The 13,721-nt window shown below is 47.0% G+C and carries 12 protein-coding genes; 8 read left to right on the top strand and 4 right to left on the bottom strand.

Annotated features, from left to right (window positions below):
• Window positions 1-348: 348 nt before the first annotated feature.
• Window positions 349-612: a prevent-host-death protein gene (locus tag QUA10_RS27550; RefSeq protein ID WP_333085681.1), complete on the top strand. Its 264-nt coding sequence runs from the start codon at window positions 349-351 to the stop codon at window positions 610-612.
• A gap of 261 nt (window positions 613-873) precedes the next feature.
• On the opposite strand, the gene prfC is transcribed toward QUA10_RS27550, so the two are convergent.
• Window positions 874-2,502, bottom strand: coding sequence for a peptide chain release factor 3 (gene prfC / locus QUA10_RS27545; RefSeq protein ID WP_333085682.1), 1,629 nt, complete (start codon window positions 2,500-2,502; stop codon window positions 874-876).
• A 103-nt stretch (window positions 2,503-2,605) separates the two neighbouring features.
• Between prfC and QUA10_RS27540 the strand changes: the two genes are divergently transcribed.
• Window positions 2,606-2,950, top strand: a complete 345-nt coding sequence (locus tag QUA10_RS27540; protein WP_333067728.1) for a DUF4870 domain-containing protein — start codon at window positions 2,606-2,608, stop codon at window positions 2,948-2,950.
• 766 nt (window positions 2,951-3,716) lie between these two features.
• Here QUA10_RS27540 and QUA10_RS27535 read toward each other — a convergent pair.
• Both QUA10_RS27535 and QUA10_RS27530 read right to left on the bottom strand, forming a co-directional pair.
• Window positions 3,717-4,172, bottom strand: a complete 456-nt coding sequence (locus QUA10_RS27535; RefSeq protein ID WP_333085683.1) for a DUF2127 domain-containing protein — start codon at window positions 4,170-4,172, stop codon at window positions 3,717-3,719.
• 135 nt (window positions 4,173-4,307) lie between these two features.
• Window positions 4,308-7,229, bottom strand: coding sequence for a CBS domain-containing protein (locus QUA10_RS27530; protein ID WP_333085684.1), 2,922 nt, complete (start codon window positions 7,227-7,229; stop codon window positions 4,308-4,310).
• 316 nt (window positions 7,230-7,545) lie between these two features.
• Between QUA10_RS27530 and psbZ the strand changes: the two genes are divergently transcribed.
• The 6 genes from psbZ (at window position 7,546) to QUA10_RS27500 (ending at window position 12,854) form a co-directional block, all read left to right on the top strand.
• A complete protein-coding gene (gene psbZ, locus QUA10_RS27525; protein ID WP_015177377.1) occupies window positions 7,546-7,737 on the top strand; it encodes a photosystem II reaction center protein PsbZ in 192 nt (63 codons plus the stop codon).
• Between the two features lie 220 nt (window positions 7,738-7,957).
• Window positions 7,958-8,548, top strand: coding sequence for a 6,7-dimethyl-8-ribityllumazine synthase (gene ribH, locus QUA10_RS27520; RefSeq protein ID WP_333041433.1), 591 nt, complete (start codon window positions 7,958-7,960; stop codon window positions 8,546-8,548).
• Window positions 8,549-8,761: 213 nt separating this feature from the next.
• Window positions 8,762-10,072 carry a 30S ribosomal protein S12 methylthiotransferase RimO gene (gene rimO / locus QUA10_RS27515; RefSeq protein ID WP_333085685.1) on the top strand — a complete coding sequence of 437 codons (1,311 nt, stop codon included), beginning with the start codon at window positions 8,762-8,764 and terminating at the stop codon, window positions 10,070-10,072.
• A 775-nt stretch (window positions 10,073-10,847) separates the two neighbouring features.
• The gene (locus tag QUA10_RS27510) at window positions 10,848-12,314 is read left to right on the top strand and encodes a DEAD/DEAH box helicase (RefSeq protein WP_333085686.1); all 1,467 of its coding nucleotides are present in this window, start codon (window positions 10,848-10,850) and stop codon (window positions 12,312-12,314) included.
• Window positions 12,315-12,405: 91 nt separating this feature from the next.
• The gene (locus QUA10_RS27505; RefSeq protein ID WP_333085687.1) at window positions 12,406-12,591 is read left to right on the top strand and encodes a hypothetical protein; all 186 of its coding nucleotides are present in this window, start codon (window positions 12,406-12,408) and stop codon (window positions 12,589-12,591) included.
• A gap of 2 nt (window positions 12,592-12,593) precedes the next feature.
• Window positions 12,594-12,854, top strand: a complete 261-nt coding sequence (locus QUA10_RS27500) for a hypothetical protein (RefSeq protein WP_333085688.1) — start codon at window positions 12,594-12,596, stop codon at window positions 12,852-12,854.
• A gap of 159 nt (window positions 12,855-13,013) precedes the next feature.
• On the opposite strand, the gene QUA10_RS27495 is transcribed toward QUA10_RS27500, so the two are convergent.
• The gene (locus QUA10_RS27495; RefSeq protein ID WP_333085689.1) at window positions 13,014-13,574 is read right to left on the bottom strand and encodes a hypothetical protein; all 561 of its coding nucleotides are present in this window, start codon (window positions 13,572-13,574) and stop codon (window positions 13,014-13,016) included.
• Window positions 13,575-13,721: the final 147 nt, after the last annotated feature.

Genomic DNA, 13,721 nt, shown 5'->3' with positions numbered 1-13,721 from the left:
CAGCCGCCCCGCATTTCAACACATAGCAGGGCGGCTACAGAGGATGTTAAGATACTCCGTTAGCCTCCAGACTGCTAGTCCCAGTTTGGCGGTTATGCTGTCCATTGCTGTTAGCCGCAGCTTTGGGCAGTGCAACTAGATTTTTGGGCGACGCGGGCTGCCTCTTCTACAAGCAAAGCAACCTCTCACTTCAAAGCGTAGCCGCAGAGGGGGCCAGCCGTCAACCGATTTTAGATTTTAGATTTTGGATCTTAGATTTTGGATTTACTCGTTACCAGCGTCAGCGGCTGGAAACCAGTTAGTTGGGCCGAAATGCTAAATTAAAAGTAATGTTGCTTTAGTACAACCATGTCCAAACGACTCACCATTGCCCAAGCACAGCAGCAGCTTCCAAACCTACCCCAAGAACTTATCAATGAGCCTATCATCATCACTCAAGATGGTGTTCCCGTTATGGCTGCAATCAGCTACACGCATTTGACTGAACTGTTAGAAACCTTAGATATTCTCACCGATACAGAATTCGTTACCAAATTGCGCCAAAGCATCACCCAAGCCCGCCAAGGGGAAACTATTTCCTGGGAAAATGCCAAAGCAAAATTGGGACTATGAATCACGAAGATTCAGGACACGGCGCCCTGTCCATTTGTATCAACTTAAGCTGCGAACGTACTCATAGACTGCTGCTTTTCTCCGAGGCCAGATCCCCCCTAGCCCCCCTTAATAAGGGGGGGACAAGATTCCGATCAAAGTCCCCCAACAATCAGGGGGATTTAGGGGGATCTGGCCTCAGTTATAAACGAGAGATCAAAAAGTTTTCAGGCGATTGTTGACACATATCAACTATTCCGCGTCCCTACAAACCAATCATCATCACTCCTCGCTAACAGCCAAACCAGAAACCACAGGGGCGATCGCATTTAACTTCAAAACAGGGTGCTCCCCTTCCACCTGTCGGCAATTCCACTCATTTCTAAACAGCAACACAGGCCTTCCCCAAGTATCTTTCACCGTCACCGTATTAAACAGCCGCCCAACTTTTTCCAGCGCCTCCCAACCGCCGTCAACCCAACGAGCTACACTGTAAGGCAACATATCGATCGTCGTTTCCACATTATATTCCGACTGCATTCTGAACTGCACAACTTCAAATTGCAACTGTCCGACAGCCGCCAAAATTGGCTCGCGTTTCGCCTCATCAACCGAGTACATAATTTGCACTGCGCCTTCTTCCTGCAACTCAGAAACGCCTTTGCGGAACTGCTTAAACTTAGAAGGATTGGGATTTCTCAAAAAAGCAAAAAGTTCAGGAGAAAAACAGGGAATCCCTTCATATTCCAGTTTTTGACCGGTGTAAATAGTATCGCCGATCGCAAATACTCCTGGATTGTTCAAACCGATTACATCGCCCGGATACGCAACCTCGATCGACTCGCGATCCTGAGCAAATAACTTTTGAGGCCTTGACAAACGCACCGTTTTACCACTGCGAGCGTGAGTCACGTTCATGTCCTTTTCAAACTTGCCCGTACAAACCCGAATAAACGCCACGCGATCGCGGTGTCTTGGGTCCATATTCGCTTGCAATTTGAAAACAAACCCGGTAAAGTCTTCATAAGTTGGCGGTAAGTCTCCGGCGCTGCTCTTGCGGGCGATCGGCTTCATAGCGTAATCTAAAAACGCATCTAAAAACAGTTCGACCCCAAAATTGCTCATCGCGCTGCCAAAGAAAACTGGCGTCATTTTTCCAGCCCGAACCAAGTCTAAATCGAGTTCAGTTCCTAACTCATCCAGCAGTTCTAACTCTTCTTTGAGCTGATAGTAAAGGTCTTGTTCCAACAAATCTTCAATGCGCGGATCGCCCAATTCGATGACAGTATCAACAGCAGCCTGAGAACCGTGTTTAGTCCGCTCGAATAAATGAATTTTGCGCCCTCTGCGATCGAAAACACCTTTAAAGCGATCGCCCGTACCTATCGGCCAATTTACCGGATAAGTCTGCAACCCCAATTCCTTCTCAATTTCGTCCAACAAATCCAAAGGATCTCTGCTAGGGCGATCGAGCTTATTAAAGAAAGTAAAAATAGGCAAACTTCGCAGCTTACAAACTTCAAATAACTTCCGAGTTTGCGGTTCCAAACCCTTAGCAGCATCCTCAAGCATGACCGCATTGTCAGCCGCTGCCAGAGTTCGATAAGTATCTTCGCTAAAATCTTGGTGTCCCGGAGTATCGAGCAGATTAATGTGATATTTTTTATACTCAAACTGCAAAACAGTAGAAGTAATAGAAATTCCCCGCTGCTGTTCCATCGCCATCCAGTCAGATGTAGCGTGTCGCTGAGCCCGCCGCGCTTTCACAGAACCTGCTTCGTGAATTGCACCTCCGTACAGCAGCAGCTTTTCTGTCAAAGTAGTTTTACCCGCGTCGGGGTGCGAGATAATAGCAAAGTTGCGCCGGCGCTCAACAGCAGTTAGCAGTTCAGTTTCGAGTTCTGTTGTCATCACAAATTAGGTAGGGGAATCATCACCCGATCGCCATTATAGCCTGTGCTACAGTTGCTATTAAAGGTAAAATTATCAGTAAAGTCAAGGGAAGAAAACTAATATGTACGATTCCGACAAGCGGAAGCTGCTATCACTGGTGTGCCACGGGGCGATTTTTTTCAGTACGTTACTGTTCTCGATCGGAGCTCCGATCGCTGTATTGTTAGTATCAGATGACCCCGTTGTCAAAGAAAATGCTACAGAAGCGATCAATTTTCACCTTAATGTATGGGTGTACAGTGCCGTAATTGTGGCGTTAACTGTCGTCACTTTCGGTCTTGCTGGCTTTATCCTAGTGCCCCTAGGTTATCTGCTGCACTGGGGACTGACAATAATGGCTATCCTCCACGTTTTGCAAACTCCTAACCAACCTTACCGCTACCCTTTTATTTTCCGAATAGTTTAGACAGCAAATCGCGCTTCACCATCGATTTCCACAACTCGATTTCTTTAAGAAGAAACCGGGTTTTTAATTATTTTATAACTCACAATGGTGCAACATCTCTGTTTAAACTTACATCTTGCACCATTTTCAATAACAGGCTTTCCGGCGTGTTCCACAAGAGATGAATTTTATTGTGGAACAGGCAGCTTGCCTGTTGTTCCTAAACAAGTAATTGAAAATGGTGCAACATCTCAGTTTAAATGAATGTGGGTAGCTCGATAAGTGATGCCGAACCCTCATCTGCCTAAAGTCGCAATGGTGTCTTCACCCTGTTGCAGGGCTATTGCTGAGGCTAAGTTGATCTTCAGTTAATGCCGGTTCCCAAACTATCCTAAAGCCTTTGGGTTATTTCGCGGAGTTAGGGCGGATGTTCGATCGCTCCGAACCATCATTTTTGCTTTAGCTGTGCTATTTTTGCATCTGGCGATCGTTTTATTGAAATTGTCCACCAATTTTATCTCCACCAGGAGTCTTAAAACTTAATACAATATTTTTCCAATAAAAATCCCGCTCTTGTGGAACGGGAAAGCCATCAGGGTGCATCTATATATATGTCACTATAACTCATAGGGGGTATAACCCCTCGTAGCTTTATCGAATCTTTACAATCACAAAATTTTTGTAAAGATTGAGGTTTTTATTTGACTGAGCAGCCGTTTTATGGAATTAAAATGGAAAATGCTGACATTTATAAAATCCAGTGACTTTCCTCTGAATAATCAAAAGTTTAAGCTCCTTTACCATGCTTCGGCCAATGGTGGAGCAAATACCATAAAATGGCTACATTTGTGATAAATACCGCTAACTTAAGTACCGTGACCCCGTGAACTAATTCATATATTTCAGGGGGTATACTGATGCTTACCAACACTAAAACTAAGATTGTTGCCCAGTCTTTTTCGTACCACAAACCAACGGCTTCAACAGCAGTTAAGACTGCATAAAGTGCTGCCGCAAGTCCGCCAAGAAATAATTTGTGAGGGTTGAGAATTAGAAGTTTTTCTAAGACAAATTCAATAATTTTTAGTTTGGTTTCTAACAAATAAGATTGCGAAATATTTTCTAAGATTTGATGATTTTTTAAGGCAAAAAGCAAAGCAATCGAAGTTACTGTCAAGAGGGAAGCCACAAATGTTTTGTAAAGGACAATTGCGATTAAACCAGGAGCGCGCTGTTTTTTCACCTTAATTCTCGAAATATCAATAATGTGCGATCGCCTGGTTAGGCTGTTTAGGATTGAAAACTTAAATTTTAGTAGAGTGCGTCAGCAATTAGCTAATCTATTATATAAAAAATAACGCGCTGCTGACGCACTTTACTAAGTTTGAGGATAACGTTCTGCTAAGAAAGAGATAGCAGCAGCCCGATCGCCCAAATCGCCATCCAACCTCGCCGCCAACAAATCATCCAACATTCGTTTAAACCCAGGCCCCGGCTTATAACCCAAAGCCTTCAAATCGTTGCCATTCAAAGGCGGCTCAACATTCGCCCATTTCGTGAGATATTCCCAGATTTGGCGGCGTGCACTTCGCGGACTTTGTAGGGCGATCGCAATTAACACCGGCAACTCATAATTTCTCAACAGCAGCACCAATTGACTCGGCAACTCGCACTTAGGCAAATTCTCTGCTAACTCGTTCTTTCCGGCTTCCAAAACTTCCAACCGCTTAATGCTATCAGCGGGTAACTGAAGATTTGCAGCCACCTTGCCGCGATATTCCGGTGCTAAATAAGCTATCAAAACTTCTAGCCGCATCTGCCAATCAGGAATATTGATAATGGGGAATGGGGAATGGGGAATAGGGAATTGGGAATTGTCTCTTCCTCCTTCCTTCTTCCTCCTTCCTTCTTCCTTCTTGTCTCTTCCTTCTTCCTTCTTCCTTTTTCCTTCTTCCTTCTTCCTGACATCCGTTACATCCGTTACATAATCCGTTGCCGAACCTTCCTTCCTTCTTCCATTCAAACACCGATCGAGCAAACGCAGTTGCCGCCACAACTCCCGATCCAACTCCAAACTAGGATGAATGCAGCGCAAAGCCTGCAAATCTCCCAGCATTTGCAAAGCAACTTTCCAGTACGGGGCTTGCAAAATGTATTTCAATTCGCTTTTGAGCCGAGTTTCCAAAGCCGGAGCACGGCCGTTTTCCCCCTGAATTCGGTAATAAATCCCGCTGGCCAAAGCGTTGCGGATGTATCCTTCCGTCTGCGGCTCAATTTCAAATCCCAGCCGCACCGCAAACCGCACAGCGCGATAAATTCGCGTCGGATCTTCGATAAAACTATTGGCGTGCAAAACTCGAATTTGCTTCGATTCCAAGTCCAGCAAACCGCAAAAAAAATCTAACAATTCGCCACTGCGAGGAATACCCAACCGCACAGCCAGCGCATTAATTGTAAAATCTCTGCGGTACAAATCTTGGCGAATTGAACTCGCTTCAACTTCAGGATTTGCAGCCGGATAAGGGTAAAATTCAGTGCGAGCAGTCGCTATATCCACCCACAGCGAGCCGAAAGCAGAGTCTTTGTGCCACAAAAGCGCGGCGGTTTGAAATTGACCGTGAACGTCCAAACGCGATTCGGGGTAAAGTTTTTGCAGCGAGGAAGCTAACTCGACACCAGCACCGGAATCATCTGAACCGCACTTTCCATCCACAACCAAATCGATATCTGTTAGCGCCAGTGTATCATCCGTGGCTAAGAGTAAATCCCGGACTGCTCCACCCACAATATAAAGTTGCCAGCCGCGATTTTGGGCAATATTGGCGGTGATCGACAATAACTGCCATAATTCGGGACTGATGCGCGATCGCAACAACTGCTCAACCGATTCGGGTACGGCACAATTAGAAAATTCTGCATTGCTTCCCCTGTCTCGCGCTTTTTGCTGGTGCAATTCGCGCAACACATCAGTCCGGGTAACAATTCCCACCAGTTGACCGTTTTCCAATACTGGCAAGCGCCCGATATCATACATCACCATTAAAGATTCAATTTCCGGCAGCAAGGTATCTGGGGCGATCGTTTTTAACTGCGGAGTCATGTAACCCTTGACAGGGGCGTGACTGAAACCGTGGTGCAGGGCAATGTCAATGTCGCGGCGCGAGATAATGCCAGCGAGTCGATCGCCCGCATCGACCACAGAAAGCCCCGAATGTCCGTAACGTAGGAGGATACGGTGAGCTTCCCCCACCGATGTTTCCGGGCGAATACTCCGCACCGGAGACGACATTAACTCGCGGGCTGTGGGAGGGTGGGGAATTTGAGTTTTTAGTTCGTCAGCTAACTGATTTAAAGTCAGCAGGGGGTCAACATCGCGGGTGGCGAGGGAAGCGGCGCGGGCGTGGCCTCCGCCGCCGAGGGGTTTGAACAATTCGCTGAGGTTTGTGCCTTCGATGCGCGATCGACCGATAATAGTTAATCGATTGGAAACTGGCGATTCGGGAGCTATGTTGCGGTTGTTTTCGTTTTCGCCAAATTTATAAACATTGCCTAACAGCAGAGCATCGGTTTCAGTTAAATCGAGCAAGCGAGAAGCCAGGGAAGAAAGCCCCGGAACGTAAGCTTCAGTAGATAGCAGCACCCAGGCTATGCTGTAACCGTGCAAAGTTTCCGATCGCAAATTATTCAGCGCTTCTCTGAGCAAATCTTGCAATTGAGGAGACAAACCGGGTTCTACATATTCAGCTATTACCCCCAAACTAGCTCCCTGTTCCATCAACCACGCCAAAGCTATAGCATCTCGCGCAGTTGCGCCCTCAAAGGTAAGGGAACCTGTATCGACGTGGATGCCGAGGGCCATTACTGTTGCTTCCGAAGGGAGAAGGCGGAATGGTGTGTCGCTGTTTTCTGCTTGATTTTTGAGCTTTTCGACAATTAATGTCGTGCTGGCTCCGACTGCTTCGATCTGCGTAACAGTAGCGGGGATGTCGGAATGCGCCTCTAGGTGGTGGTCGAAAACAGCAATTTCGCTCACTTGTGGCAAATCCAGCCACTCGGCGGCTTTTCCCAAACGATCGCGTTGTGAGGCATCAACTATAGTAATCGATCGAATGCGTTGCGGATTGACCGATCGGCGTTCAATCAGCGGGTACTCGTCGCGGTGTAGCGCCAAAAAATCCCGCACTGTCGGATGACACCCGCCCGTCAATACGATCCTGCTACCGGGGCGCAGCACGCAAAGTCCCACCGCCGCCCCCAAGGCGTCAAAATCTGCTGTTGTGTGGCACAAAACTAAGTCCATAGCCGAAAATCCCGCATCTCTAACTCAAACAGTAGCAATTTCTCGCCCTCTGAAACCGGATGTGTCGATCGGGCTTTAACTTAACCTTTCCAGTTTTCTGTCGTGTAGCGAACAATGATAAAATTGATCGAAATCTCAAGAGCCGCTGACGCCTGTTCGCGCAACGCCCGAATTTGCACGGGTTCTTTCGTATCAATCAACCGACAATCTCTCGATCGACTATCGGGAAACTGTCAAAAACTAGAATTTGGAAGATTTTTTTCGGTTCTGGGAAACTATTTCGGATCAACGCACGGTTATATCGAAAGGAGAAAAGATGTTATCAATTCTGTTTCAAGTGGTTTTACTGGGTCTGGTACTGCTGTCTTTTGTGATGGTCGTTGGCGTACCAGTTGCTTATGCCTCTCCCCAAAACTGGAATCAGTCTAAATCCCTGATTTATGCCGGGTCGGGTCTCTGGTTTTTGCTGGTTATTGCAGTGGGTGTATTGAACTTTTTAGTCGTTTAATTTCACCCAAGTTTATCGAATAAAGAAGGTAAAAGATAGAAGGCTGAAGGCATTCACCAGCGATTGAAAGGCATTCGGCAGAAGCTAGGAATTTTCCAGACCGCGCGACCCTGTATGTTTTTGCAATTGAGATTCAGATGAGATGCTGCTGCTTTCTGACTTTTGCCTTCTCACAAACAAAAATCTAAAATCTAAAACCTAAAATCTAAACTAGAGCACTATGACTGTTTTCGAGGGAACTTTTACTCACACTGAATCTTTGCGATTTGCTATTGTCATCGGTCGTTTTAACGATTTGGTGGTTAACAAACTTTTGGAGGGATGTCAAGATTGTTTGAAACGCCACGGGGTTGATATTAATCCTCATGGCTCTCAGGTGGACTTTTTTTGGGTTCCCGGAAGTTTTGAGATTCCTTTGGTGGCCCGCCAAGCTGCTCTTTCTCACCGCTACGATGCGGTAATTTGTCTGGGTGCGGTAATTCGGGGCCAAACTCCTCATTTCGATTTTGTGGCTGGTGAGGTTGCTAAGGGAATTGCTGCTGCTGCTTTTCAGACAGGAGTGCCGGTGATTTTTGGGGTGGTGACGACTGACACGATGCAGCAAGCTTTGGAAAGGGCTGGAATTAAAAGCAATTTAGGCTGGAATTATGCGATGAGTGCTTTGGAAATGGGCACATTGATGCGCCAAGTTAAGGGTTTGGGAACACACTCTTACGGTCACTTAGCTAGTGGATCTGCTGCTCAAGTGCTTTCTGGTGAAGCAAATCTGGCGATCGCCCCTGATGTATCGTCGGATCAAATCCCCACGTAAGTTGGGCTAGCAGTATTTTTTAGGTGAAAAGCATCAAGATTTGCATCGGGAAAAATCTTCAAACTCTTGTGGGGTGGTGATTATGCCCGCCCCCAAGGTAAAAGTTCCACTGGTCGCAGCCGATCAACAAATTAAACCAATATCTTGCCAATTGGCAATGAGTGTGATATCATAAAATGTTCTTAGAAATAGCGCAACACTAACTATTACTGCATGGCAACGAAGCCAACGATCGCATTTACTCACCTCGGCTGCGAAAAAAATCGCATCGATACCGAACACATGATCGGCTTGCTGGCTCAAGCGGGCTATCAAGTGGATTCTAATGAAGAATTAGCTGATTATGTTGTAGTCAATACTTGTAGTTTTATCCAAGCTGCGCGAGAAGAGTCGGTCCGCACCTTGGTAGAATTGGCAGAAGCTAATAAAAAAGTAGTCATCACCGGCTGCATGGCACAGCATTTTCAGCAGGAATTGCTGGACGAATTGCCCGAAGCAGTCGCAATTGTCGGCACCGGCGACTATCACAAAATAGTCAATGTTATGCAGCAGGTACAAAAGGGCGATCGAGTTTCCCTCGTCTCTTCAGAACCTACTTACATCGCTGACGAAACTACTCCCCGCTACCGCACGACATCGGAAGGTGTCGCTTATCTGCGAATAGCAGAAGGCTGTGACTACCGCTGTGCATTTTGCATTATCCCGCACTTGCGCGGAAATCAACGATCGCGGACGATCGAATCTATCGTCGCCGAAGCTAAGCAATTAGCCTCCGAAGGGGTAAAGGAAATTATCTTAATTTCTCAAATTACCACCAACTACGGCAAAGATATTTATGGCGAACCGAAACTAGCCGAACTGCTTCGGGCTTTGGGTGAAGTAGATGTACCTTGGATTCGGATGCACTACGCCTATCCTACAGGTTTGACTCCGCAAGTTGTGGCAGCCATCCGCGAAACACCCAACGTTTTGCCGTATTTGGATTTACCCCTGCAACACTCGCACCCGGAAATTCTGCGGGCGATGAATCGACCTTTTCAAGCTGGGATTAATGATGCTATAGTCGATCGGCTCAAAGCCGCACTTCCCGGCGCTGTGATGCGGACAACTTTTATTGTCGGCTTCCCCGGCGAAACCGACGAACACGCAGCACACTTGCTGGAATTTGTCAAGCGCCACGAATTCGATCACGTAGGAGTTTTTGTATTTTCGCCAGAAGAAGGAACCCCAGCCTTCAGCTTGCCCCAGCAAATACCTGCAGAAATAATGGAAATGCGGCGCAATTCGGTAATGGCGGCACAACAACCTATATCATTGAAGAAGAATCAAGAGTCTGTCGGTCAGGTAGTTGATGTCCTGATAGAACAAGAACAACCAGAGACAGGCGAGTTGATTGGTAGATCCGCTCGGTTTTCCCCAGAAGTAGATGGACTCGTCTACGTCACAGGAGAAGCGCGGCTGGGTTCAATCGTATCTGTGAAAATTACTGGTGCAGATGTCTACGACCTCTACGGTCAAGTGTAAGTATTGCTGGAACTGTTGCCTGAGACGGTGCGGCGAACAAAAACCGGACACGAGCCAAAAATGATTAGCGGATTGTGCAACAAAAGTAACGGTTAGTACACAATTGTGCAAAGATATGTAGCAAAGGGGTTCTAAACTTTTTTAGCCCCTCTCTGGCAATCGACCCTCCCCGTCGGGGTGCGGTAATCTCTACAGAACATCGGAAAATTTTAACGAATTTAATGTTTTGTTTCTGAATGTAAAGAGTTATGATGATAACAAGCCAGAAATAAGCGGGGATAATTTGAGATTGCTTCGCCGTCCGCCCTACACCACAACGGTATCCCGAAAGAGTGTTGAGATGGATAGGCGGTAACGGTCGCCCCATCCCCTGCTCAATCCCGCAGGCGACGGATTGCGGGATAGCGCCTGAACCAAACAACCTGTTACTACATGAGTAGTGAAGTGGGGCTGGTCATGATCCTCACTATAAAATGCCTAAGAGGGAAAGCTTGCAAGTACCTCAAAGGAAGTCCAATGTCCTGTTTTAAGAATGTTGGAAGCCTATAACCCGACCCCTGGCGGTTGGTATCGGCGATGTCACAAAATCAAAGACGGCTGTCGAATTGGTAAATTTAGTCACCATCGACGGAGCTGCCCTATACTCGATTGCTATTTAAGAAGGTGCGCGCAGGCGCAGCACCATAAAGAACTCTTATGAGTTCCTGCCCTAGAGCAGAAATCCGCATCCGAGTTGGGCAACTTAGAAGGCTAAGACTCGTTATTAGGAGCATTAATGAATTTATTGTTTGAAGGCTTAGGTCTTTCGGAAGAACTCGTTCTCCATCTGGAAACACTAGGCTTTACAGAACCTACTCCCATCCAAGTACAAGCAATTCCGCACTTGCTAGCAGGTCGCGACGTTGTGGGTCAAGCCCAAACAGGGACAGGCAAAACGGCAGCATTCTCGTTGCCCATCTTGGAGCGGATTGATTTAGATGTAACTGCAGTGCAAGCACTGGTGCTGACGCCGACTCGCGAATTGGCGATGCAAGTAACTGAAGCCATCCGTGATTTGAGCGGCATTAGCAGCGACGGCCCGGTAAAAGTGGGTCGCTCTCTGCAAGTTCTGACAGTGTACGGCGGTCAATCGATCGATCGTCAAATGCAGCGTTTGAAGCGCGGCGTTCACGTCGTTGTCGGTACACCCGGACGCATATTGGATATGCTCAGCCGCGGCAGCCTGAAACTAGACAAGGTAAAATGGCTAGTTTTGGATGAAGCTGACGAAATGCTGAGCATGGGCTTTATCCAAGATGTGGAAAAAATCTTGGATGCTGCACCAAAAGAACGTCAAACGGCATTTTTCTCGGCGACGATGGAAGCTTCCATTCGGAAATTGGTGGCGCGGCATTTGCGTAACCCGGTCAACGTCACCGTAGAACAGCCAAAAGCAACGCCAAAGCGCATCAGCCAAGGCGTGTACATGATTCCCCGCGGCTGGTCGAAGGCAAGAGCCCTACAGCCAATTTTAGAAATGGAAGACCCGGAATCTGCACTGATTTTTGTGCGGACTCGGCAGTCGGCGGCAGAACTCACCAGCCAACTGCAAGCAGCCGGTCACAGCGTTGATGAGTATCACGGTAATTTGAATCAGGCACAGCGGGAACGCTTGCTGCATCGGTTCCGCCAATGTCAGGTGCGCTGGGTAGTGGCGACTGATATTGCGGCGCGGGGTTTGGACGTGGATCACTTGACTCACGTGATTAACTACGATTTGCCCGACAGTGTGGAAAGCTACGTTCACCGGATCGGACGCACGGGCCGGGCTGGTCGCGAAGGAACAGCGATTACGCTGATTCAACCGGTCGATCGCCGCAAACTGCGCTTGATTGAACGCCACGTGCGATCGAGCTTGACGGTGCGAAACATTCCGACACGGGCGCAAATTGAAGCTCGTCAGTTGGAAAAGATGCAGGGTAAAGTTCGCGAAGCTTTGGCTGGCGAACGGATGGCATCTTTCTTGCCTCTGGTGTCTCAGTTATCTGAGGAGTACGACTCCCACGCGATCGCCGCTGCTGCTTTGCAAATGGCTTTCGATCAAAGCCGTCCTGCTTGGATGGGCGCGGATTACGCTCAACAAGAAGATCCCCCGATTGGTGGAGAAAACAGCGTCAAGCCTATCTTGATCAAAAAGCGGGCTAAGACTGGTGAGGCGACTTTTTCTGGAGCACCGAGTGCTCCTGTTCCCCAGAACCGCTAATTGGTAGGGTGCACAATGTGCACCTTATTTAGAATTACTGTAGAGATGCGATCTATCGCACCTCTACTTTTTTTTGTGGGCATAACACTCTATGGGGAATAGCAATCACAAAAAAGCTCTTCGTTCCTTGAACCAGCGGATTGCAGAACATGAAGAAAAGATTAGACTGGAATATGAGAAGGATTTTCCCGATGAAGGCTTAATCCGGCATTGTCCAAGTGAAATTCAAGCTTTTGACAAAGGAATTCAGCAAGCTTTAAAACGATTGGGTAAATAAAGATGCAACTTAGCGATCGGACAATTTCTGTAACTAATTATACACTGAGAACGTTAATTGATGAATTGGGTACTGAGTGTCAAAATGTGATTACTTTAATCCATCAGCTTCAGTTAGCTGATTTGAGCGATCGACAAAAAGCTGAAATTCTAGCAGAGTTCCTGAGTGCTGCAATCCATCTCAACGTTCACTGCGGAGAGGATTTTCAGACACTAATTGCTGAGGAAATGACAAAATTGTCGGATGAGGATGAAGAGGATTAAGGAGACGCGGGCGATTCCCTACGGGATAGCTACGCTTCACGCACATTAGGAAAAAGCCCTCCCGTCAACTCACCGAAGAGCTAAAAAACTTTATAAATAAGGGCTAAAATCCTTACTACAAACTTGTGAACCGGGACTTTTGTACTGTTGTTTAATATTTCAGTTTAGCTGCGTGCTCACAATAATTTTTTGCACGCCATCGCCCTTAATTTCCAAAATCAAATTAGAAGCCTTTTGGTCATTGCTGTAAGTCAACCGAGTCACCCCACCCTGCACAGATTGCGACCCGTAACCGTAAGTTTTAACAACTTTTTGGCTGTTATCTCCTACCTTCACCCCATCCATTGTCAGAAACTTAGGATTGGTAGTAGAAACTAAATAAACTTTGTCATCCCATGCTGCTACCGTCAATCCTGAGTAGGTTAGCGTGTGAATCTTGCCACCGATGCCAGGCCCAGCAAGTTTAGTTTCGTCGCGCTGCGGTTTTCCCAACTTACGTTTTGCCTCTTCTACAGACATCCCCAACCGAACCCCGCCAATCCCCAGGCGCGAATAGTTCATCGCCGCCGGCTTTTGTGTCGCGCTGAGCATTCTTTCTAGAGTCGCAACAGTTTGATTCATAGCGGGGACAGGACGAACTAAAGCAGCAAATCCTAAGCTCGAAATTACGAGATTCATCATGATGCCAGCGAGGGCTGTTGTCAAAAACATTTTTACCATTTTTTTATAGCTTTATTTGGCAATGTATTCGCGCGATCGCCCCCTCGATCCGGATTGATACTAATAGGACTTATACCATTTTCCTAAATATTTGCTACAGATAACCCATTTAATATGAATGGATATCCAGTCAAAGAGGCAATCACT

Origin of the sequence: Microcoleus sp. Pol8_D6, assembly GCF_036700965.1 — a bacterium.
Classification (GTDB): domain Bacteria; phylum Cyanobacteriota; class Cyanobacteriia; order Cyanobacteriales; family Microcoleaceae; genus Microcoleus.
Note: the sequence above shows the minus strand (reverse complement) of the source record. Positions and strands in the feature narration are given on the sequence as shown.